17 protein-coding genes are annotated in these 21,225 nt (G+C 70.8%); 9 read left to right on the forward strand and 8 right to left on the reverse strand.

The features are described 5' to 3' along the window. Window positions 1-2: 2 nt before the first annotated feature. The 4 genes from msrP to AAHG09_RS05895 all read right to left on the reverse strand — a co-directional run bounded on the left by msrP (window position 3) and on the right by AAHG09_RS05895 (window position 5,244). Entirely contained in the window at window positions 3-956 is a 954-nt protein-coding gene (gene msrP, locus AAHG09_RS05880; protein WP_342105985.1) for a protein-methionine-sulfoxide reductase catalytic subunit MsrP, read from the reverse strand. Between the two features lie 145 nt (window positions 957-1,101). Then, window positions 1,102-2,856, reverse strand: a complete 1,755-nt coding sequence (locus AAHG09_RS05885) for an AMP-binding protein (protein ID WP_342105987.1) — start codon at window positions 2,854-2,856, stop codon at window positions 1,102-1,104. A gap of 98 nt (window positions 2,857-2,954) precedes the next feature. Further along, window positions 2,955-3,647, reverse strand: a complete 693-nt coding sequence (locus AAHG09_RS05890) for a hypothetical protein (RefSeq protein WP_342105989.1) — start codon at window positions 3,645-3,647, stop codon at window positions 2,955-2,957. Between the two features lie 85 nt (window positions 3,648-3,732). Beyond that, a complete protein-coding gene (locus AAHG09_RS05895) occupies window positions 3,733-5,244 on the reverse strand; it encodes a leucyl aminopeptidase (RefSeq protein WP_342105991.1) in 1,512 nt (503 codons plus the stop codon). 197 nt (window positions 5,245-5,441) lie between these two features. On the opposite strand from AAHG09_RS05895, the gene lptF reads away from it, so the two are divergent. The 5 genes from lptF to rsmA all read left to right on the forward strand — a co-directional run bounded on the left by lptF (window position 5,442) and on the right by rsmA (window position 12,397). Further along, the gene (gene lptF, locus AAHG09_RS05900) at window positions 5,442-6,602 is read left to right on the forward strand and encodes an LPS export ABC transporter permease LptF (protein WP_342105992.1); all 1,161 of its coding nucleotides are present in this window, start codon (window positions 5,442-5,444) and stop codon (window positions 6,600-6,602) included. 7 nt (window positions 6,603-6,609) lie between these two features. After that, complete coding sequence (gene lptG / locus AAHG09_RS05905) at window positions 6,610-7,698, forward strand: LPS export ABC transporter permease LptG (protein WP_342105993.1); 1,089 nt, start codon at window positions 6,610-6,612, stop codon at window positions 7,696-7,698. A gap of 77 nt (window positions 7,699-7,775) precedes the next feature. Further along, window positions 7,776-10,355: an LPS-assembly protein LptD gene (locus AAHG09_RS05910; protein WP_342105994.1), complete on the forward strand. Its 2,580-nt coding sequence runs from the start codon at window positions 7,776-7,778 to the stop codon at window positions 10,353-10,355. Between the two features lie 54 nt (window positions 10,356-10,409). Further along, window positions 10,410-11,522, forward strand: a complete 1,113-nt coding sequence (gene pdxA / locus AAHG09_RS05915) for a 4-hydroxythreonine-4-phosphate dehydrogenase PdxA (RefSeq protein WP_342105995.1) — start codon at window positions 10,410-10,412, stop codon at window positions 11,520-11,522. Beyond that, window positions 11,519-12,397: a 16S rRNA (adenine(1518)-N(6)/adenine(1519)-N(6))-dimethyltransferase RsmA gene (gene rsmA / locus AAHG09_RS05920; RefSeq protein ID WP_342105996.1), complete on the forward strand. Its 879-nt coding sequence runs from the start codon at window positions 11,519-11,521 to the stop codon at window positions 12,395-12,397. The genes pdxA and rsmA overlap by 4 nt, the downstream gene beginning before the upstream one ends. A gap of 37 nt (window positions 12,398-12,434) precedes the next feature. On the opposite strand, the gene AAHG09_RS05925 is transcribed toward rsmA, so the two are convergent. The 3 genes from AAHG09_RS05925 to AAHG09_RS05935 form a co-directional block, all read right to left on the reverse strand. Beyond that, the gene (locus AAHG09_RS05925; protein WP_342105997.1) at window positions 12,435-13,394 is read right to left on the reverse strand and encodes a TIM44-like domain-containing protein; all 960 of its coding nucleotides are present in this window, start codon (window positions 13,392-13,394) and stop codon (window positions 12,435-12,437) included. A 145-nt stretch (window positions 13,395-13,539) separates the two neighbouring features. Continuing rightward, on the reverse strand, window positions 13,540-14,628 hold the full coding sequence (locus AAHG09_RS05930) for a two-component system sensor histidine kinase NtrB (RefSeq protein WP_342105999.1): 1,089 nt from the start codon (window positions 14,626-14,628) through the stop codon (window positions 13,540-13,542). Window positions 14,629-14,732: 104 nt separating this feature from the next. Continuing rightward, window positions 14,733-15,365 (reverse strand): S24 family peptidase, encoded by a 633-nt coding sequence (locus AAHG09_RS05935; RefSeq protein WP_342106000.1) that lies wholly within the window; start codon window positions 15,363-15,365, stop codon window positions 14,733-14,735. Window positions 15,366-15,676: 311 nt separating this feature from the next. Here AAHG09_RS05935 and AAHG09_RS05940 point away from each other — a divergent pair, with 311 nt between their 5' ends. The 4 genes from AAHG09_RS05940 to AAHG09_RS05955 all read left to right on the forward strand — a co-directional run bounded on the left by AAHG09_RS05940 (window position 15,677) and on the right by AAHG09_RS05955 (window position 19,823). Continuing rightward, window positions 15,677-16,027 carry a DUF952 domain-containing protein gene (locus AAHG09_RS05940; RefSeq protein WP_342106001.1) on the forward strand — a complete coding sequence of 117 codons (351 nt, stop codon included), beginning with the start codon at window positions 15,677-15,679 and terminating at the stop codon, window positions 16,025-16,027. Beyond that, window positions 16,024-17,100, forward strand: coding sequence for a quinone-dependent dihydroorotate dehydrogenase (locus AAHG09_RS05945; protein ID WP_342106002.1), 1,077 nt, complete (start codon window positions 16,024-16,026; stop codon window positions 17,098-17,100). Before AAHG09_RS05940 ends, AAHG09_RS05945 begins: the two co-directional genes overlap by 4 nt. Window positions 17,101-17,259: 159 nt before the next feature. Next, window positions 17,260-19,557, forward strand: coding sequence for an FdhF/YdeP family oxidoreductase (locus AAHG09_RS05950; protein ID WP_342106004.1), 2,298 nt, complete (start codon window positions 17,260-17,262; stop codon window positions 19,555-19,557). Continuing rightward, window positions 19,554-19,823: a hypothetical protein gene (locus tag AAHG09_RS05955; RefSeq protein WP_342106005.1), complete on the forward strand. Its 270-nt coding sequence runs from the start codon at window positions 19,554-19,556 to the stop codon at window positions 19,821-19,823. Before AAHG09_RS05950 ends, AAHG09_RS05955 begins: the two co-directional genes overlap by 4 nt. A gap of 333 nt (window positions 19,824-20,156) precedes the next feature. Here the strand turns inward: AAHG09_RS05955 and AAHG09_RS05960 are convergent, their stop codons facing one another. Beyond that, the gene (locus AAHG09_RS05960) at window positions 20,157-21,050 is read right to left on the reverse strand and encodes an HpcH/HpaI aldolase/citrate lyase family protein (protein WP_342106006.1); all 894 of its coding nucleotides are present in this window, start codon (window positions 21,048-21,050) and stop codon (window positions 20,157-20,159) included. Window positions 21,051-21,225 lie beyond the last annotated feature (175 nt).

The raw sequence follows: 21,225 nt of genomic DNA on the forward strand, positions 1-21,225 counted from the left end.
GCTCAGACGAAGAGCCGCTCGCCCTCGAGGCCCTTGTAGAGCCCCGCGACCTGCTCGCCGTAGCCGTTGTAGATCAGCGTCGGCACGCGCTGGTCGGTGCCGAGCACGCGCTCGGTCGCCTGGCTCCAGCGCGGATGCGGCACGGCCGGGTTCACATTGGCCCAGAAGCCATACTCGGACGCCTGCAACCCTTCCCAGAAGGTCTTGGGCCGGTCGGCCGTGAACGAGATCTTCACAAGCGACTTCGCCGACTTGAAGCCGTACTTCCACGGCACCGCGACGCGGATCGGCGCGCCGAACTGTTTGGGCAGCGGCTTGCCGTAGACGCCCGTCACCACGAAGGCGAGCTCGTTGCCGGCCTCGGCCAGGGTCAGGCCCTCCGTGTAGGGCCAGGGGTAGTAGAAGGCGCGCTGGCCGGGCGCCATGGCCTTGTCCATGAAGGTCTCGAAGCGGATGTACTTCGCCCCCGAACTCGGCTTGGCGAGCGCCACGAGCTTCGACAGCGGGAAGCCGGTCCAGGGCACCGCCATGGACCACGCCTCGACGCAGCGGTGGCGATACAGCCGTTCCTCCAGGCCGACCTTCCGGATCAGGTCGTCCACGCCGATCTCGAACGGCTTCTCGACGAGCCCATCGATCTTCAGGGTCCAGGGCTGGGTCTTGAGGGCGTTCGCGGCGGGCAGCACGGTCTTGGATGTGCCAAACTCGTAGAAGTTGTTGTAGTCGCCGCTGAACTTCTCGGGCGTCACCGGACGGTCGAGGGTGTAGGCGGGGTTCTGCGGGGCCGGATAGAGCGACGGGTCGCCCGCGGCCGCCACGGCGGTCCGGCCGCCGAGGAGCGAGCCGGCGGCGAGCCCGGCGGCACCGCCGATCAGCGCGCGGCGGTTCAGGAACAGCGCCTCCGGGGTGGCGAGGTGCTCCGGAATCTCCCATCCGCGCTTGCGCTTGATCAACATGGCCGCCTCTTCCGGTTTCCCGCGCCTACAACCCACGGATCGCAACCCACAGATCGGCCCGGGCCGACAGGGCTGCAAGCGCCGTAGCCTCACCTTTCGGCGAGATCGGCCGGACGGTTACGCGTCGAGGCGTCGCGGGCGGCGATCAGGCCTCCGGCGTCTCGTCGCGCAGCACCCGCCGGAGCACCTTGCCGACATTGGTCTTGGGCAGCGCCTCGTGGAAGACGACCTGCCGGGGCACCTTGTAGCCGGTGAGCTGCGTGCGCGCGTAGGCGCGCAGGGTGTCGGGCGTGAGCGCCGGGTCCTTCCGGACCACATGGGCCACCACCATCTCGCCGGTCTCCGCGTTCGGCGCGCCGACCACCGCGCATTCGAGCACCCCGGGATGGGCGGCCAGCACGTCCTCGACCTCGTTCGGGTAGACGTTGAAGCCCGAGACGAGGATCATGTCCTTCATCCGGTCGACGATCTTGAGCTGGCCGTCCGGCAGCAGGATCGCCACGTCGCCGGTGCGGAAGAATCCGTCGGCCGTCATGGCGCGGGCGGTCTCCTCCGGCCGGTTCCAGTAGCCGCGCATCACCTGGGGCCCGCGCACGCAGATCTCACCCGGTTGCCCGCTCGGGACCGGCTCGCCGGCCGCATCGCGGATCGAGACCTCGGTCGAGGGCAGCGGGAAGCCGATCGTCCCCGAGAACGCGCGCAGGCCGCGAGGGTTGGCGGAGACGACGGGTGAGGTCTCCGACAGGCCGTAGCCCTCGATGATCGTGTTGCCGGTGAGCGCCTTCCAGCGCTCGGCCACCGCGCGCTGGACCGCCGTGCCGCCGCCGACCACGAAGTCGAGCTTCGAGAAGTCGACCGTCCCGATCTTCGGGTGGTTGATCAGCACGTTGAACAGCGTGTTCACGCCCATGAGGTGCGTGAAGGGCGTCTGGCTCAGCGTCTTGACCATGCCGTCGCAGTCCCGCGGGTTCGGGATCAGGAGGCAGGCGCCGCCGCTGCGCATGAACTGGAAGAAGCAGGCTGTGAGCGCGAAGATGTGATAGAGCGGCAGCGCCGTGACGCAGCAGCGCGTGACGCTCGGATCCTTCGAGTCGAACCAGAGCTGCGACTGCTCGACATTCGCCATGATGTTGCGGTGGCTGAGCATCGCGGCCTTGGCGATGCCGGTGGTGCCGCCCGTGTATTGCAGGAAGGCGAGATCCTCCGGCTCGACCCTGGTGGTCGCCCGGGGCAGCCCGCGGCCCCGGCGCAGCATGGCGGTGAACGGAAGAGCCAGCCCCTCCGGGAGCCGGAATGGCGGCACCGCCTTGCGCACGTGCCGGCTGGCGAGGTTGATCACGCGACCCTTCAGGCCCAGCCCGTCGCCGGGGCCGACCAGGACGACGCGCTTCAGGGCGACATCCGGCAGCGTGGCGGCGACGGTGGCGCCGAAATTCTCCAGCACGATCAGGATCCGCGCCCCGGAATCGCTGAGCTGCTGCGTGAGCTCCCGGGGCGTATAGAGCGGGTTGGTGTTCACGATGGTCCCGCCCGCCAGCAGGATGCCGAAGATCGCCACCGCGTAGGCCGGCACGTTCGGCAGCATGATGGCGACCCGGTCGCCCTTGGCCAGCCCCTCCGCCTGGAGCCAGGCCGCGAGGTCGCGCGCCTGCCGGCTCAGGGTGGCGTAGGTCATCGTCGAGCCGAAGCACAGCATCGCCGGCCGGTCGGCGAAGGCGGCCGCGCTGGTCTCGAACAGGTCCACGAGGGTGCCGAGGCGCGCCGGATCGATCGCGGTGGGCACGTTCGGGGGATACGCGGCGCGCCGGGGATGCGCCGCATCGTGGCCTGATGGCGGGGTCGGGCCCTGGTCGGACGGCAGCGCCCGTGCGCCGTGGTCGATCACGTTCGCCTCATGCATCCTGAAGCCTCCCCGGGCCCGGCTCTCGACGGCCGGGTCCCACAACGCGGAACGGGGGGACTCTGCGGGAACGGCGGGCGCCCCGCAAGGCGGCGCGCTCAGGAGGCCGGACGATGCCGCCGGACTGTCGTCAGCGCACTATGCGGCAGGGCCGCAATGACGAGCAGAAGGGCGGCGAGGCCGGCTTCCGCGGGGCGCAAGGCCCGGTGCGGCCAGGGGCCGAGCCCGAGCGTGCCGGACAGGCCGATGGCGGCCGCGCCGAACCAGAGGGCCAGGAACGCGAGCACCCCCGCGCCGACCCTTCCGAGGCGCGGCCGCAGCGGGCGGTTCGCCGCGATGGCGAACAGGCCGAGGAGGCCACCGAAGACGGCCGCCCCTGCGCCCGTTCCGAGCGCGTAGGCCAGCCACAGGGGTTGGTGGGTCAGGAACGCCATCCCGCCGGTGGCGAAGGCGGCGCGCAGGATCAGGCCGCCGAAGGTCGGATAGAGGCCGGCCAGGAGCAGGATGACAGCGCCCGCGAGGCCGAACACGAGGCGGCGCGGGATGGAGGCCGGCCCGGGACCCGCGGCCATGCGGACGAGATGCGCCACGCCGTACACCAGGGCGAAGGCGAAGAGCGGATAGCGCCCGGCGAAATAGCCGTAGACCCAGGGCTCGACGGTCTCCGGCAGGGCCGAGCGCTGGCTCAGGCCGGTGGCCGCGACGAGGGCCAGGGCGAGCAGCATGGCGAGGATCGGCCCGGACGCTGCCAGCCAAGGTGCGCCCAGGTGCGGCTTCGTGGTTGGCGTCATACCTCTCGGATCGTCCCAGTCGGCCGATGGCGCAGGGCCGCCGCCGGGGCTGGCACCGGCGGCAGGCGCCTTCACGGGACCGTCCTTACTTCGCCTCGTAATGGTCCCGCACCAGCCGGTCGAGCAGGCGCACGCCCCAGCCGGCGCCCCAGCTCCGGTTGATCTCGCTCGCGTTCGACGACATCGCCACGCCCGCGATGTCGAGATGCGCCCACGGCACCTCCTCGACGTAGCGCTTAATGAACGAGGCCGCCGTCGCCGCGCCGCCGTGGCGGCCGCCGGTGTTCTTCATGTCGGCGAACTTCGAGTCGATCGCCTTGTCGTAGGCCGGGATCAGCGGCATCCGCCAGACCTTCTCGCCGGTCGCCTCACCCGCCGCGTGGATGTTGCCCGCCAGCGTGTCGTCGTTCGAGAACATTCCGGCGATGTCCTGGCCCAGCGCCACGATGATCGCGCCGGTGAGCGTCGCGAGATCCACCATCGCCTTGGGCTTGAAGCTGCGGACCACGTGGGTGATCACGTCGGCCAGGACGAGCCGGCCCTCGGCGTCGGTGTTGATCACCTCGATGGTCTGGCCCGACAGCGACGTCACGATGTCGGAGGGGCGGTAGGCGCCGCCATCCGGCATGTTCTCGACGATGCCGATGGCGCCGACGACGTTGCAGCGCGCCTTGCGCGAGGCCAGCGCGTGCATCGCCCCGACCACCGCGGCCGCGCCGCCCATGTCGCCCTTCATGTCCTCCATGCCGCCGCCCGGCTTGATCGAGATGCCGCCGGAATCGAAGATCACGCCCTTGCCGATCAGCGCCACCGGCGCCTCGCCGGCGGAGCCGCCGTTCCAGCGCATGATCACGACCCGGGGCTCGCGGACGGAGCCCTGCGCCACGGCGAGCAGCGCGCCCATGCCGAGTTCGCGCATCCGGGCGGGCTCCAGCACCTCGATCTCGACGCCGAGGTTGCCGAGCTCGGACGCGCGCTTGGCGAATTCCTCCGGGAAGAGCACGTTCGGCGGCTCGTTCACGAGGTTGCGCGCCAGGATCACGCCGTCGGCGAGCGTCCGGGCGCCCTCCCCCTCGCGGGAGGCCGCGTCGTGGTCGGCCAGCAAGAGGGTCAGCGTGGTCCCGGCCTTGTCGTCGGCGTCGGGCTTCTTCTTCGTCTTGTAGCGGTCGAAGCTGTAGGTCCGCAGGCGGGCGCCGAGGGCGAACTCGCCGGCCTCCCGGGCGGAGACGACCGCCCCCGGCCAGTCGAGCACCACCCGGGCCGTGCGGCCGGAGACCTTGCCGGCCGTGAAGCCGCCCAGCGCCGGCCAATCGGTCTTGGCGCGGTCCTTGTCGGAGCCGAGGCCCACCACGACGAGGCGGTCCGCCGCGACGCCCGCGGGCGCCGGCAGGCTCAGGGCGCTGAGCGAGCGGCCCTTGAATTTTTCCGACGCCGCTGCGCGGGCCACGAGGTCCGCCCCCGATCCGCCCAGGATCTCCCGGGCCGCCGAGCCGAGGGCCAGGTCGTCGCCCACGAACACCACGAGATCGCCGGATCCACCCGGGCCCGACCCGCTCTTCTCCAGGGGGCCGAAACCGATCTCGATACCGTCCGCCATACCCGCCGCCATCCCTGCCGCTATGCTCCGCCTGTCGGAGCCGCACACCGAGGCCGCGCGGAGCCGCGCAGGCCATCCGCCCTGTGTAGCCGCTGAGGCGAAGAACGCAACGCGGCGCGACAGCCCTGGAATCGCCCCTTTTGTCGGGTCCCTGCCGCGCCGGGGGGCGCGATGAAACGGGCGGGACTGCCGGGCCGATGAGGCTGATCGAGCGCTACATCTTCCGGATCGCCCTGGGCGCCACCCTGGCCTGCCTGATCGGCCTGACCGGCACCATCTGGCTGACGCAGGCCCTGCGCGAGCTCGACCTCGTGACCGCCAAGGGCCAGACGCTCCTCGTCTTCCTGTTCGTCACGGGATTGTCACTGCCGACCCTGATCGTGGTGATCGCCCCGGTGGCCCTGTTCATCGGCACGATCTACGCCCTCAACAAGCTCAACGGCGATTCCGAGCTGATCGTAATGTCGGCGGCCGGCATGCCGCCCCGTGCGCTGCTGCGCCCGTTCAGGAGGCTGGCGGTGATCGTCAGCTTCCTCGTGGGATTCCTGGTGGTGGTTGTGATGCCGGCGAGCTTCCAGGAGTTGCGCGACGTCATCACCCGGGTGCGCGGCGACTTCATCGCCAATGTCGTCAAGGAGGGTCAGTTCACCCAGCTCGACAACGGCATCACCTTCCACTTCCGCGAGCGCGGGCCGGGGGGCACCCTCAAGGGCCTGTTCATCCAGGACCGCCGGGAGGCCGGCAAGACCAAGGTCTACCTCGCCGACCGCGGCAACGCCGTCGACATCGACGGGCAGAGCTACCTGATCCTGGAGAACGGCAGCGTTCACCAGCAGCAGAAGGACTCGCGCGATTCCTCGATCCTGACCTTCGAGCGCTACACGATCGACCTCGCGGCCTTCGCCCCACCGGATTCCGACACGATCTACAAGCCGCGCGAACGCTCGACGACGCAGCTCCTGTTCCCCGATACGACCGAGGGCTACTACAAGCTGCAGAAGGGCCGCTTCCGGGCCGAGCTGCACGACCGGCTCTCCGCCTGCCTGTACCCGCTGGCACTCGCCTTCATCGCCTTCGCGGCGCTCGGTGACCCCCGCACCACCCGCCAGGGCCGGGGGCTCGCCATCGCGGGGGCGATCCTCGCCGTGGTGGCCCTGCGCATCGCCGGCTTCGCGGCGGTGAGCGCGGCGGCGCGCAGCCAGGCCGCAGTCGCGGCGGTCTACGGCGTGCCGCTGCTGGCCATCGCCCTCTCGAGCCTGCTGATCTTCTGGGGGCCGAAGGTCCGGGCCTTCAACGGCGCCGTGGTGCGGGGGCTGCGGGGCCTGCTGCCCGGCCGCCGCCTCGCCCCGGCGACCTGACCCGGCCATGCTCATCGGACCGACCCTGGGGCGCTACTTCGCCGCCCGCTTCGCCCGCACGGTGCTGGGCGTCTTCATCACCGTGTTCGCGCTGGTCTACACGCTCGACTTCGTGGAGCTGCTGCGCCGCGCCGGCGAGACCCAGGGCGCCTCCACCGGGCTGATGGCGCAGCTCTCCCTCTACCGCACCCCCGCGGTGGCCGAGGGCGTGTTGCCCTTCGCGGTGCTGTTCGGCTCGATGGCGACCCTGCTCCAGCTCTCGCGCAAGCTGGAGCTGGTGGTGGCCCGCGCGGCGGGGATCTCGGCGTGGCAGTTCCTGCAGCCCGGGATCTTCGTTGCCCTGGCCCTCGGCGCCCTGGCGGTCGGGGTCTACAACCCGGTCTCGGCGCTGCTGAAGCAGCGCTCCACCGAGATCGAGGCGAAGATCTTCGCCAAGGCCACCAAGGCCGGTTCCGGCAAGGATCTCTGGATCCGCCAGAAGGGCGTCGACGGCGAGGCGATCCTGCGGGCCGAGACCGCCATCGAGGGCACCACCACCCTGTCGGGCGTCTCGGTCTTCACCTTCGATGCGGCCGGCAAGTTCGTGGATCAGCTCGTGGCGGCCCAGGCCACCCTGCACGACGGCTACTGGGAGCTCTCCGATGTGCGCGTTCTCACACCGGACGCACCCGCTGAGTCGTTCGACACCTACCTGATCGCCTCGAACCTCGACCCCGGGCAGGTCCGGCAGCGCTTCACCCCCCCGGAATCTGTGCCTTTCTGGCAACTTCCCACAACGATCGCACGCACCGAACGTGCCGGTTTGGACGCCACCCGATACCGCCTCCAGTACGATGTCCTGTGGGCGAGGCCGATTCTTTTCGTGGCTATGGTGATCGTCGCCGCAACCGTTTCCTTACGGTTCTTCCGCTTTGGTGGTGTCGGCAAACTCGTCCTCGGTGGGGTCGCGGCCGGCTTCGCCCTCTACGTGATCCGACAGGTCATGGAGGGGCTCGGCGCGTCCGGACTCGTCGCCGCACCGGTGGCGGCCTGGTTCCCCGCCGTGGTAGGCAGTCTTCTCGGTACGCTCACGCTTCTGTACCAGGAAGACGGCTGAGACCCGCGATCCATCGCGGGCAGGGAGACCGGCGTTGGGGTTGGTGGCGGTGAACGTCACAGGGGTTGGGACACGCGTTGCGTAAGGTCGCCGACATCCTGCGGAAGGTGGGCCTCCTGGCCGTGCTGGCGCTCGCCGCGCCGCTGGCCGGTGGCCTGTCGGCGCATGCCCAGGGCCTGCCCGAGCTGCCGACCGGCAAGCCCGGCGACAAGCTCCTCGTCGAGGCCGACGAGCTGATCTACGACAACGACCACAGCACCGTGACCGCCCGCGGCAATGCCGAGCTGCATTACGGCCCCCGCACGCTGCAGGCCGACCGGGTGCGCTACGACCGGAACACCGGCCGCGTCTTCGCCGAGGGCAATGTCCGCCTCACCGAGGCCGATGGCGGCCTCGTGACCGGCGAGCGCATGGAGCTGACCGACGACTTCAAGACCGGCTTCGTCGACGCCTTCCGCGGCCAGCAGACGGTCCAGCGCAAGTTCGAGACGGTGCGCACCCGCTTCTCGGCTCCCCGGGCCGAGCGCCTGAACGGCGAGCAGACGAGCTTTGAGGCCGGCAGCTACACGGCCTGCGAGCCCTGTAAGGACCACCCGGAGACGCCGCCGCTCTGGCAGATCAAGGCCAAGAAGATCATCCACGACAACCAGACCCATACGGTCTACTTCGACGATTCGACGCTCGAGCTCGCCGGGATCCCGGTCGCCTACCTGCCGTATTTCGAGGCGCCCGACCCGACGGTGAAGCGCAAGACCGGCTTCCTGACGCCGCGCTTCGTCAGCACCACGGCCCTCGGCACCGGCGTGTCGATCCCCTACTTCGTGGATCTGGCGCCGAACTACGACCTGACCCTGACGCCGACCGTGCTGAGCCGCCAGGGGCTCCTGGCGCAGGGCGAGTTCCGCCAGCGGGTCGATAACGGCTTCTACAACCTGCGCCTGTCCGGCATCTCGCAGACGACGCCATCGGCCTTCCTGCCGAGCCCGCTCGGCGCGGGCGAGCGGGACTTCCGCGGCTCGGTCGAGTCCGAGGGCCGGTTCTACATCAACCCGCGCTGGCGCACCGGCTGGGACCTCGTCGGCGTGACCGACAAGTGGTTCCTCGACAATTACCGGATCCGCAACCAGAACATCACCACGGATTACTTCCGCGAGGCGACCTCGACGGGTTTCCTGATCGGCCAGGGCGACCGCTCGTGGTTCGAGGCGCGGGGCTACTACTTCAAGGGCCTGTCGAGCTTCGACTGGCAGAAGCAGCAGCCGATCGTCGCGCCGGTGATCGACTACGACAAGCGCATCAACGGCCCCGCCGAGATCGGGGGCGAGGTGCGCTTCCAGGCCAACATCACCAGCCTGAACCGCGAGACGACGCAGTTCCAGGGCCTGCCGCGCACCGCGAGCTACCTGTTCTCGCCGAGCGTCAACGGGGTCAGCTTCCCGCTGTACCAGACCTGCACGGTGTTCCAGCGCGGCACCTGCGCGATCCAGGGGCTCGCCGGCAACAACACCCGCGCCTCCGCGGAACTGTCCTGGCGGCGCAGCTTCATCGACGACTTCGGCCAGAAGTTCACGCCCTTCGCCTATCTGCGCACCGACGCGTTCTTCAACAGCACGAGCTTCTCGGGCTACCAGAACGACCTCGTCCCCCAGGTCGCCCATGTCGATCAGGGCTTCGCCGGCCGTGTCATGCCGGCGATCGGCCTCGACTACCGCTACCCGTTCGTGGCCAATTTCGGCGCGCTCGGCGTCCACACCCTGGAGCCGATCGGCCAGGTCATCGCGCGCCCCTCCGAGACACGGATCGGCCGCCTGCCCAACGAGGACGCGCAGAGCCTCGTCTTCGACGACACGTCGCTGTTCGAGTGGGACAAGTTCTCGGGCTACGACCGCGTCGAAGGCGGCGTGCGCACCAATCTCGGCGGCCAGTACTCGGTGGTGACGCCGTCGGGCTGGTACGCGAACGTGCTGTTCGGCGAGTCGATCCAGCTTGCCGGCGTGAACTCGTTCCGCCGCGGCGACATCGCCGATGTCGGCCTGGATTCCGGCCTGGAGACGCGGCGGTCGGACTTCGTGAGCCGGTTCCAGGTCTCGCCGAACCAGAACATCACGTTCATCACGCGGACGCGGTTCAACCAGTCGGACTTCCACGTCGCGCGCCTGGAGACCGGCGCGACGGCCCGGTTCGCGCCGTTCCTGCCGCTGACGCTCTCGGCCTTCTACTCCTACTACGAGGCGCAGCCGCTCCTGGGCTACAGCCATTACCGCGAGGGCGTCACCGCGACCGCGACCTACAACATCACGCCGAACTGGTTCGTGACGGGCTCGCTGCTGGTCGACCTCACGCACTACCTCGACGTGCGCAACACCTATCAGGACGCGCTGACCAGCTACCTCGCGAACCCGGTCGGCACCGTGCCGGTCTACCAGAACCCGGGCCGGTTCTACCTCTCGGGGGCGAGCTTCGGCGGCGGCTATCAGGACGAGTGCACCACCGTCTCGCTGAACTACATCAACTCGCCGATCGCCACCGCGACGGGCGTCCGCGAGCGCAACCAGACGGTGCTGCTGCGTGTCGAGCTGAAGACGCTGGGCGAGGCGGACCTGCGCCAGAACGTCGGCACGGCCACCACGGCGGACGGCATCGCGTCGGTGCGGTGAGCGCAGGGCAGCGGCGCGGATGCGCCCGCGCCCGGCCGGCGCTATAGACCCCTCATGCCGCCCCTTGCCCTCACCCTCGGAGACCCCGCCGGGATCGGTCCGGAACTGGCGCTCAGCGCCTGGCTCGGCCGTGGCGGCGCGGACCCGCTGCCGCCCTTCTTCCTGGTGGGCGATCCGGCCTTCATCGAGCGCCTCGCATACCGCCTGGATCGCCTCGTCCCGGTGGCCGAGGTCGACCCCGAGACGGCCGCCGAGGTGTTTCCCCGCGCCCTGCCGGTGGTGCCGCTGCCGAGCGGTGCCCTCGTGGCCGCCGAGCCCGGGGTTCCGGATACCGCCAATGCCGGCGCGACGATCGAATCGATCACGGCCGCGGTCGGCTTCTTGAAGGCGGGGCGCGCCAGCGCGGTCGTTACCAACCCGATCGCCAAGTTCGTGCTGACCCGGACGGGCTTCGCCCATCCCGGCCACACCGAATTCCTGGCCGCCCTGGCGGTGCCCCCCGGCCGCACGCCGCCCCGGCCGGTGATGATGATCTGGAGCGCGGGGCTGTCGGTGGTTCCGGTGACCATTCACGTGCCCCTCAAGGACGTGCCCGAGCTTCTGACCCAGGAACTCGTGGAGGAGACCGCCACCATCGTGGCCCGGGACCTGCGTGAGAAGTTCGGCCTGCCCGAGCCGCGCCTCGTGCTCGCCGGACTGAACCCCCATGCGGGCGAGGCCGGCACGATCGGCCGCGAGGACCGCGACGTGCTCGCCCCCGCGGTGGCCCGTCTGCGCGCGGCCGGAATCGACATCCGGGGGCCCCTGCCGGCCGATACCCTGTTCCACGCCCGCGCCCGCGCCACCTACGACGTCGCCCTGGCGCCGACCCACGATCAGGCCCTGATCCCGATCAAGACCATCGCGTTCGACGACGGGGTGAACGTCACCCTGGGCCTGCCGTTCGTGCGCACCTCGCCGGATCACGGCACGGCCTTCGATATCGCCGGCCAGGGGATCGCGCGGCCCGACAGCCTGATGGCGGCCCTGCGCCTCGCCGACCGGCTCGCCGCCAACGCGGCTGATCGCGCCGACACGCCGGGGGGCGAGGTCGTGCCGTTCAGCATCTATGCCGGACGGCCCCGGCCCGCGGGCGCCCGACATTTCGACCCGGAGGACGAACTGTGAGCGCCGGAGACTCCCTGCCCCCGCTCCGCGAGGTCGTCGCCCGGCACGGGCTGGAACCACGCAAGGCCCTCGGCCAGAATTTTCTGTACGATCTCAATCTGACGGGCCGGATCGCTCGTGCCGCCGGGCCGCTCGAGGGCGTGACGGTGGTGGAGGTCGGCCCCGGGCCGGGCGGTCTGACCCGCGCGCTGCTGGCCGAGGGCGCCCCCCGGGTCGTGGCGATCGAGCGCGATCCCCGCGCCCTGCCGGCTTTGGCCGAGATCGCCGCGCATTACCCCGGACGGCTGGAGGTGGTGGACGCCGATGCGCTGGCCTTCGATCCCCGGCCGCTGATTGGGCCCGGCCCGGCCCGGATCGTCGCCAACCTGCCCTACAATGTCGGGACCGCGCTGCTCACCGGCTGGCTCGACGGCGAGGCCTGGCCGCCCTGGTGGGATCAGGCCGTGCTGATGTTCCAGCGCGAGGTCGCGGAGCGGATCGTCGCCGGCCCGGAGGAGCGGGCCGATTACGGGCGGCTCGGCGTGCTGTGCGGCTGGCGCACCGAGGCCGAGATCCTGTTCGACGTCAGCCCTACGGCCTTCGTGCCGCCGCCCAAGGTCACGTCGAGCGTGGTCCGGCTGGTGCCGCGGGCGACGCCCCTGCCCTGCCGGGCCGGCGCTCTGGAGGCGGTGACCCGGGCGGCCTTCGGCCAGCGCCGCAAGATGCTGCGCCAGAGCCTGAAGGCCCTGACCCCCGAGGCCGGGCGCCTGCTGGAGGCGGCGGGCCTCGCCGAGACGGCGCGGGCCGAGGAGATCCCCGTGTCGGGATTCGTGGACCTCGCCAACCTCTGGGACGCGCACAAAAAAACCGGCGCCGCGTCGACGGCACCGGCCTGAGGAGAGCAGCCCTGGCTCTCGCCGGGGCGCGTTGCGATCAGCGGGTCTGCTGGATCGCCGACAGGACCCAGCCGCGGCCGGGCTGACGCTGGAAGGTCCACAACTCGGTGGCCTCCGACGAGTCGGTCGACACGATGCGGCCGCCGGCCCGCTCGACCATCACGTCCTTGAGGGCGTAGCGCATCGCCACGGTGGCGTACTCGGTGCGGTCCTCGGCCCAGGCCTCCGCGAGGTCGCCCTGCAGGAGCTTCACGTCCGAGATCTTGTTCACCACGCCGCGGGACGCGTTGTTGCGCAGCTCCTCGTCGAAGTAGCTGACCATCTCGGGCGTCGAGAGGTTGCCCAGCGTCACGCGATCCTCGCGGGAATAGGCCTCCTGGATGTCGCCGAGCAGGCGCTCGAACGCCTGATAGTCGTTCGGCCCGATCTGCACCGGACGGGTCTGCCGCGGGCGCTGGCCGCCGAACATGCCGGCACCGCCCGGCGCGCCGCCCACCGGGCCGGCCGGACCCTGCTGGCCGTCGAGGGACGAGCGCGCGTAGGGCGCGCCCGCACCGGCCGGCTCGTTCCGGCGGCGGAAGAAGCGCAGCGCCATCATCACCACGAGCACGACCAGCCCGACCTGGAACAGCAGGCCGATCATCGAGGCGAGGCCGCCGAGGCCCCCGAAGAAGCCGCCGCCGAGCAGCGCGCCGATCAGCCCGGCGCCGAGCAGGCCGGCGAAGAAGCCGCCGCCGAACCGGCGACCCTGCGCGGGCGCCTGCATGCCCGGGCTGCCCATGCCGGGGGACGGCGCGGTCTGCGAGCGCTGCATCGTCATGCCGCCGCCCGGCGCGGTCGGCGTCGCGGACGGTGCGTTGAAGGTGCGCGACCCGCGCGAGCCCATGGAGCCGCCGCCGCCCGGACGGGCCTCCACGACGGGCGCCGCGACGGTCAGCGCCGTGGCCAGCGCCAGGAGGGCGGCCACACGCCGGCGGCGCGAAATCTGAGTCAACATGAACAGGCCCCTGGGGACGAGAACCGAACGGCGCGGAGCGCCATCAACAATATGGGAACGGCTGAGCGTGGGTTTTAGTCCTGCGCCGGCGACGGCGCGGTGACGTTCCCGGTGCGCCGCGCCCAGCCCGCTGGCTGAAGCGCACTCAATGCAGCGTCCGGTCCGGCGCCGCCGGGAAGGAGAGCCGGACCTCGGTCCCCTCGCCGGTCCGGCTGTCGAGGGTGATGGTCCCGTTCTGGCGCTTCATCAGGCCATGGACGATGGCCAGTCCCGCACCGCGCCCGGCCTCGCGGCTCGTCTGGAACGGCGCGAGTGCCCGCGCCAGCATCTCGGGCGACATGCCCTGGCCGGTATCGGCCACCAGGATGCCGACGCTCCCCGGGCCCGGCTGCTGCATCGCCCGGTCGCCGGGATCGACCCGGAAGGTCGCGAGCGTCAGGGTGCCGCCGGACGGCATCGCCTCGCAGGCGTTGGCGACGAGGTGGCGCACGGCGAATTCGATCTGGGTCGGGTTGCTGATCGCCCGCGGCAGGCCCTCGGCCGGCGTCACGTTCAGCCGGATGCCGGGGGGCAGATCGGGCCCGATGCGCCCGGCGAGTTCCGCCACGATGGCGTTGAGATCGACCGCCCGCACCTCCGGGGCGATGCGCCGCGAATAGGCGAGCAGCTGGCGTGTCAGGACGGCGGCCCGCTCGGTGGCATCGGCCGAGCGGGAGATCGCCCGCTGGATGAACGGCTCCTGGCGGTCGCCGAGCCGGCGCTTCAGGCCGTCGATGTAGCCGATCAGGATCTGGAGGAAGTTGTTGAACTCGTGGGCGACGCTGTTGGTCAGCAGCCCCAGCGCCTCGCGCTGGCGGGACAGGGCCAGCGCCCCCTCCACCTCGCGGCGCGTCGTGACGTCGAGGATCTGGCCGATCCGGAAGGGCGTGCCGGGCAGCGGCGCGGTGGTGAGGCAGGCCCAGAAGCTGGTCCCGTCCGCGTGCGCCGCCGGGAATTCCTGCGCGTCGCCCTGGGCCCAATCGGGTGGCCCCGCATGGGGCGCCTGGATGAAGTCGAGCCCCTTCCCGCTCAGCGCCGCCGCGGGGTGTCCGGTCAGGCGTTCGAGGGCGGGATTGGCGTGGCGGATCCGGCCCTGCGCGTCGAGCAGGAGGCTCGGTGTCGGCAGGGCGTCGAGGAGCGCGCGCGCCTCGCGGGTCAGCGCCTCCGCGTCATAATCCGTCCCGGGCTGCGCCATGCTGCGTCTGCGCTCAGCGGATGCGGAAGGCCCGCGACGGGCCAGCGATAGCGGCGAATGCCGCCGCGGCCAAGCCGCCGGTTGCGATCGCGGTCCCCGGCCGTCTACTGCCGCACCCACATCACCCGGGCCATCCAGGCGACCTCACCGAGATTGAGCACCCGATCCTCGTGCTCCGGGTTCAGCGAGGCGAGCTCCACGGTCCGCGCCGTCCGTCGCTTCAGCTCCTTGGCCACGACCTCGCCCCCGTGCAGGCGGACCACGACCCGGTCACCCTTGCGCACGCTGGCGGTGGGCGAGACGATGAGGACATCACCGTCGCGGAACAGGGGCATCATCGAATCGCCCTGGATCTCCAGGGCGAAGGCCCGCTCCTCGCCGAGATCCGGGAACTCGATCTCCTCCCAGCCGGCGCCGCCGGTGGGCATGCCCTCGTCGGTGAACAGGCGGCCGGCGCCGGCCTGGGTCAGGCCGATCAGCGGCACCATGGTGCGGGCGGGGATCTCCCGGGCCTCGATCAGCCGGAGGAACTCGTCGAGGCTGGAGCCCGTAGCGGCCAGAACCTTCGAGACCGATTCCGTCGAGGGCCAGCGCTTCCGGCCGTCCGCGCCCACGCGCTTGGAGCGGTTGAAGCTCGTCGCGTCCAGCCCGGCCCGGCGGGCGAGGCCCGAGGCCGAGTAGCCGTGCCGTTCGGCGAGCCGGTCGATGGCGTTCCAGATCTGCTCGTGCGACAGCATAGCGGGCTCGAAGGCTTGACCCTGACCGGGGCCGGCACCCCGGCCCGCCAGCGGGGGGCTGGCTGTCTGGGGTGCACGAGGACGTGATCCCGCCGGGCAGGGTCAACACCCGGCGGTTACGCACGAAACAATGGACCTTGGACGGTCATGCGCCGGGCTCCAGCCCGGACGCCGCTCTGTGACGCACCACCTAAGCGTAGGAAAGTAGAACTACCGACCGCAGATTGCAATCGTTCCCCGAATTGCATGGCCTGCCGGTGTTGCCGCAGGCCGGCGGCATCTCTATCCACGCCGTGGTTCGGGGAGCTTCGATGGCGCTTATCTACAAGATCTGTCCGCGCGCCCTGTGGCGCGAGGCCGAGACGGCGGGGCGGTTCACCGGCGCGCCGATCGACCATCAGGACGGCTTCATCCACTTCTCCACTGCGGCGCAGGCGGCCGAGACGGCGGCCCGCCACTTCGCCGGGCAGGACGACCTGCTGCTGATCGCCGTCGACGCGGACGCCCTCGGCGATGCCCTGCGCTACGAGCCCTCGCGCGGCGGCGACCTGTTCCCGCATCTCTATGGCCCGCTGGCGCTCGACTCTGTGATCTCCGTGGACGCCCTGCCGCTCGGCGGGGATGGCCGGCACGTTTTTCCGGCCGGGGTCCTGCCGGCATGATCGGCGCCGCCTTCCCGCTGGTCCGGCCGCTGCTGCACCGCCTCGACGCGGAGCGCGCCCACGACCTGACCCTGCGCGCCCTGGCACTCCTGCCGTCCGCGGGCCCGGCCCAGGACGATCCGCGTCTGGCGGTCGATTGCCTCGGCCGCCGGTTCCCCAACCCGGTCGGACTGGCCGCCGGCTTCGACAAGGGCGCCCGGGTGCCGGATGCGCTGCTCGGCCTCGGCTTCGGCTTCGTGGAGGTCGGCGGCGTGGTGCCACAGCCGCAGCCGGGCAACCCGCAGCCGCGGGCGTTCCGCCTCGCCGCCGACCGGGCGGTGATCAATCGCTACGGTCTGAACAGCGAGGGGCTGGCGGTGGTGGCCGCGCGGTTGCGCGCCCGGGCCGGACGGCCCGGCATCGTCGGCGTGAATATCGGGGCCAACAAGGAGTCGACCGACCGCCTCGCCGATTACGCCATCTGTACCTCCACCCTGGCGCCCCTCGTGGATTTCGTCACCGTCAACGTGTCCTCGCCGAACACGCCGGGCCTGCGCGATCTCCAGGGCGAGGCGTTCCTCGACGAGTTGCTCGCCCGCACGGTCGAGGCGCGCGATGCGACCGGCGCGTCCGCGGCGATCCTGCTGAAGATCGCCCCCGACATGGCCCTCGATGCCCTCGATGCCGTCTGCGCCACGGCCCGGCGCCGGGGCGTGCAGGCGCTCGTGGTCTCGAACACCACGGTGGCGCGGCCGGCGAGCCTCGTCGAGCAGGGCCTCGCCCGGGAGACCGGCGGTCTCTCCGGTCGGCCGCTGTTCGGGCCGGCGACGCGGATGCTGGCCCAGGCGCGGCTGCGCGTCGGTCGCGATCTCCCGCTGATCGGCGTCGGCGGTGTCGACTCGGCCGAGGCCGCCTGGACCAAGATCCTGGCCGGCGCGAGCCTCGTGCAGCTCTATTCGGCCCTCGTGTATGACGGCCCGGGGCTCGTCGGGCGCATCAAGGCGGGTCTGCTGGAGCGGATGGACCGCGCGGGCGTGACGCGGCTGGACACGCTGGTCGGACGCGATGCGGAAGACCTCGCCCGCGCGGCGTAGATAGATTTGACTTGTCCTTAGAAAAACTTTGCGCGGCGGACGTTTAGCCTGTGTCCGGCGCATGAGGGGCCTGCGCGCGCACGCCATTGTGAGCGTGGCGCGGACACGCTTATCTCGCGTCTGCGAAACAGTTCGCGTCAGCCAATCCAGGACCGATTCATGGCCCAGTCCGATGGGGCTTCCAAGCGCTCGTCCGCCGCCGGCGGCTGGGGTGCTCTGAAGAGCTGCGGCAAGCATCTGCTCGGCAGCCGTGCGCCCCTCACGGGTGCCCGCGCCCTGCTGAAGGCGAACCAGCCCGACGGGTTCGACTGCCCCGGTTGCGCCTGGGGCGATCCGGAGCACGGCTCGTCGTTCGAGTTCTGCGAGAACGGCGTGAAGGCCGTCTCGTGGGAGGCGACCGACAAGCGCACGCCGCCCGCCTTCTTCGCCAAGCACACGCTGACCGAGCTGCGGACCTGGAGCGACTACGCCCTGGAGGGCGAGGGTCGCCTGACGCATCCGCTGCGCTACGATGCGGCGACCGACCGTTACGTGCCGGTGCGCTGGGACGAGGCCTTCGCCGAGATCGGCGCGGAACTGCGCGCCCTTGAGCATCCGGATCAGGCCGAGTTCTACACCTCGGGCCGCGCCTCGAACGAGGCCGCCTATATCTACCAGCTTTTCGCCCGAGCCTACGGGACCAACAATTTCCCCGACTGCTCGAACATGTGCCACGAGGCGAGCGGCGTGGCCCTGATCGACGCGATCGGCATCGGCAAGGGCACGGTGCTGCTGGAGGATTTCGAGAAGGCGGACGCGATCTTCTGCGTCGGCCAGAACCCCGGCACCAACCATCCGCGCATGCTCGGCGATCTGCGCCGGGCGGCCGAGCGCGGCGCCGAGGTCGTGGTGCTGAACCCGGTGCGCGAGCGCGGGCTGGAGCGCTTCGCCGACCCGCAGAACACCGTCGAGATGCTGCGCGGTTCGAGCCGCCCGATCGCCAGTCACTACCTGCAGCCGCGCTCCGGCGGCGACATGGCGGCGTTCCGGGGCATCGCCAAGATCGTGTTCGCCCGCGACGCCGAGGCGCTCGCGGCCGGCCGGCCGTCGCTCCTCGACCGCGCCTTCCTGGAGCACCACACGGCGGGGCTCGACGCCTATCGCGCCGCCGTCGAGGCGACCACCTGGGCGGCGATCCTCGACCAGTCGGGCCTGACGCTGGACGCGATCACCGCCATGGCGGACGTCTATCTCGGGGCGCAGCGGGTGATCGCGACCTGGGCGATGGGCGTGACCCAGCACAAGCACTCGGTGGCGACGATCCGCGAGATCGCCAACCTCCTGTTCCTGCGCGGCCATATCGGCCGGCCTGGCGCGGGCCTCTGCCCGGTGCGGGGCCATTCCAACGTGCAGGGCGATCGGACGGTCGGCATCAACGAGCGACCGGCGGCGGACTTCCTCGACGCGCTGGAGCGGCATTTCAGGATCGCGATGCCGCGCCGGCACGGCCACAACGTCCTGGCGTCGATCCGCGCGATGCGCGACGGCACCGCCAAGGCGTTCATCGGGCTCGGGGGCAACTTCCTGCGCGCGACGCCCGATACCCCGGTTGTGGCGCAGGCGCTGGCCTCGTGCCGGCTCACCGTGCACATCGCCACGAAGCTCAACCACGCCCATCTCGTGCCCGGCGCGGTCGGCTACCTGCTGCCCTGCCTCGGCCGGACCGAGATCGACCGGAACCCGGAGGGCAAGGTCCAGATCGTGACCGTCGAGGATTCGATGAGCATGGTCCACGGCTCGGGCGGCATCAACAAGCCAGCCTCCAAGGAGCTGCGCTCGGAGATCGCGATCATCGCCGGGATGGCGGCGGCGGCGGTCGGCTCCGCGGCGATCGACTGGGCCGGGTTCGCGGCCGATTACGATCGGATCCGCGCGGCGATCGCCGCCACGATCCCGGGATTTTCGGACTACAACACCCGGGTCCGCAAGCCGCGCGGCTTCAAGCTCCGCAACCTCGCCGCCGAGCGGGTGTTCGAGACCGCCACGGGCCGGGCCAATTTCTCCGCCGATGCCCTGCCGGACGAGACCGAGCATCAGGCCGCGCGGAAGACCCACGACACCTACGTGCTGCAGACCTTCCGCAGCCACGACCAGTACAACACCACGATCTACGGTCTGGATGACCGCTATCGCGGCGTCTACGGCGAGCGCCGCGTGGTCTTCGCCCATCCGGACGACCTCGCGGAGATTCGCGCGCGGTTGGGCGAGCGCGTGGACATCGTCGGGACGCATGCGGACGGCATCACCCGGCGGGCCGAGGATTTCCGCCTCGTGCCGTTCGACATGCCCCGCGGCGCGCTGGCGGGCTATTACCCGGAGCTGAACGTTCTGGTGCCGCTCTCGACCTTCGGCGAGAAGAGCGACACGCCGACCTCGAAGTCGGTGCTGGTGACGCTCCAGGCGCGCGCGGCGGCGTGAGCGGGACGCCCGAGGAAGCGGCGTTCGTGGCGGCCCTCGACCGGGTGACGGCGGCCCATCCGACGCTGCCGCCCCTGGAGGCCGGTCTGTTGGCGGCGCTCGATCTGGGGCTGCCGGGCGACAGCCGGGCCTTCGCGCGGACTTTCGGGGTGGAGCATGCGCTCGTGCTGCGGGCGCTGGCCGAACTGGAGGAGCAGGGCCACATCGCCGTCACGGCCCGGGACGCGCGGACGCAGCGGACGCGGTTTGCGGCGGTGGCTTCCTGACGGCTGCGGGGATTGTCCGGCCCGCGCGCCCTTCCTTCGCCGCAGGGAGCTTGCGGATTTACGCATCAGGCCGGCCACATCGATTCAGGATCGAGTGCGGGTCCCCTCTCCCGAGCGGGAGAGGGACAGGGTGAGGGATGAGAACTTCCAGAAACGGGCGCGCCGCGTCGGCGCTTCACGATTGCGCTCGATACTGAACCTTCCCGACCCTCACCCCAACCCTCTCCCGCACGGGAGAGGGGGCCGGTCGCGCTCTCTGATGAACGCCGTTGCCCAAGCCAGATTTGTGAACACTGAACTGTGGAGGGGACGGAGAGCCGCCCGCCCCTTCCCTCAGAACCCCTTCGCCTTGATGGCCTCCGCCCAGGTCACGGCCCGGCGGTTCACCCCGAGATGCTGCCGCTCGTAGAGTCGGCCCTCCAGCTTGATCGCGCCGCGCTTGGCGTATTCCGGTCGCTCGAACGCCTCGATCACCAGCTTGGCCCGGCGCACCTCCTCGTCGGTCGGCGCGAAGGAGGTGTTGGCCGGCTCCAGCTGCGTCGGGTGGATCAGGGTCTTGCCGTCGAAGCCGAGGTCGCGGGCCTGCCGGCACTCGTCGCGGCAGCCCTCGGTGTCGGCGATGTCGTTGTAGACGCCGTCGAGGATCGCCAGCCCCTCGGCCCGGGCGGCGGCCAAGGCCATCATCATCCAGGGCAGCATCGGCACGCGGCCCGGCACGATCTTGGCCCACGTGTCCTTGGCGAGGTCGTTGGTGCCCAGCACCAGGCAGGTCAGGCGGTTGCGCGGGTCGCGCTTGGCCCGGGCGATCTCTTGGATGTTGAGGATCGAGGCCGGCGTCTCGATCATCGCCCAGATCGCGAGATCCTCCGGCGCGTCGAGGGATTCGAGCCGATCGGCGATGCTCTCTAGTACGGCCGGCGACGAGACCTTCGGCATCAGGATCGCATCGGGCTTGGCCTCGATGGCGGCATGCAGATCCGCTTCGCCCCACGGGGTCTGCGGGGCGTTGACCCGGATCACCAATTCCCGGGTACCGTATTCCCCGCTCTTGACCGCCGCGCAGACCTGCGCGCGGGCGATCTCCTTCTCTTCGGGGCCGACCGCGTCCTCCAGATCGAGGATGATGCTGTCGACCGGCAGGGTCTTCGCCTTGTCGAGCGCCCGCTGATTCGAGCCGGGCATGTAGAGCACGCTCCGGCGCAGGCGCAGGTCGGTCGTCAGGGCCATGGGCTTCTCCCGGATGCGGCCGCCGGGCGGCCTGTCGTCGTTGCGGCGCACCCTAAAGCATGGCGCGTCGCACGCCACACCCCAAAGGTCGGGTTCGGTGAGTCCCGGCCCGGTTTGACACCGACCTCAATCTTCGTGTGTCGAAGCCGTGGTTTGGTCATGTTCCGGCGATTAA

This window comes from Methylobacterium guangdongense, from assembly GCF_038442355.1.
Lineage (GTDB): Bacteria > Pseudomonadota > Alphaproteobacteria > Rhizobiales > Beijerinckiaceae > Methylobacterium > Methylobacterium guangdongense.

What these genes read in the sequence shown, in the direction of transcription:
- msrP (WP_342105985.1), bottom strand. Translation starts at nt 956, where the DNA reads ATGTTGATCAAGCGCAAGCGCGGATGGGAGATTCCGGAGCACCTCGCC.
- AAHG09_RS05885 (WP_342105987.1), bottom strand. Translation starts at nt 2,856, where the DNA reads ATGCATGAGGCGAACGTGATCGACCACGGCGCACGGGCGCTGCCGTCC.
- AAHG09_RS05890 (WP_342105989.1), bottom strand. Translation starts at nt 3,647, where the DNA reads ATGACGCCAACCACGAAGCCGCACCTGGGCGCACCTTGGCTGGCAGCG.
- AAHG09_RS05895 (WP_342105991.1), bottom strand. Translation starts at nt 5,244, where the DNA reads ATGGCGGACGGTATCGAGATCGGTTTCGGCCCCCTGGAGAAGAGCGGG.
- lptF (WP_342105992.1), top strand. Translation starts at nt 5,442, where the DNA reads ATGAGGCTGATCGAGCGCTACATCTTCCGGATCGCCCTGGGCGCCACC.
- lptG (WP_342105993.1), top strand. Translation starts at nt 6,610, where the DNA reads ATGCTCATCGGACCGACCCTGGGGCGCTACTTCGCCGCCCGCTTCGCC.
- pdxA (WP_342105995.1), top strand. Translation starts at nt 10,410, where the DNA reads ATGCCGCCCCTTGCCCTCACCCTCGGAGACCCCGCCGGGATCGGTCCG.
- AAHG09_RS05925 (WP_342105997.1), bottom strand. Translation starts at nt 13,394, where the DNA reads ATGTTGACTCAGATTTCGCGCCGCCGGCGTGTGGCCGCCCTCCTGGCG.
- AAHG09_RS05930 (WP_342105999.1), bottom strand. Translation starts at nt 14,628, where the DNA reads ATGGCGCAGCCCGGGACGGATTATGACGCGGAGGCGCTGACCCGCGAG.
- AAHG09_RS05935 (WP_342106000.1), bottom strand. Translation starts at nt 15,365, where the DNA reads ATGCTGTCGCACGAGCAGATCTGGAACGCCATCGACCGGCTCGCCGAA.
- AAHG09_RS05940 (WP_342106001.1), top strand. Translation starts at nt 15,677, where the DNA reads ATGGCGCTTATCTACAAGATCTGTCCGCGCGCCCTGTGGCGCGAGGCC.
- AAHG09_RS05945 (WP_342106002.1), top strand. Translation starts at nt 16,024, where the DNA reads ATGATCGGCGCCGCCTTCCCGCTGGTCCGGCCGCTGCTGCACCGCCTC.
- AAHG09_RS05950 (WP_342106004.1), top strand. Translation starts at nt 17,260, where the DNA reads ATGGCCCAGTCCGATGGGGCTTCCAAGCGCTCGTCCGCCGCCGGCGGC.
- AAHG09_RS05960 (WP_342106006.1), bottom strand. Translation starts at nt 21,050, where the DNA reads ATGGCCCTGACGACCGACCTGCGCCTGCGCCGGAGCGTGCTCTACATG.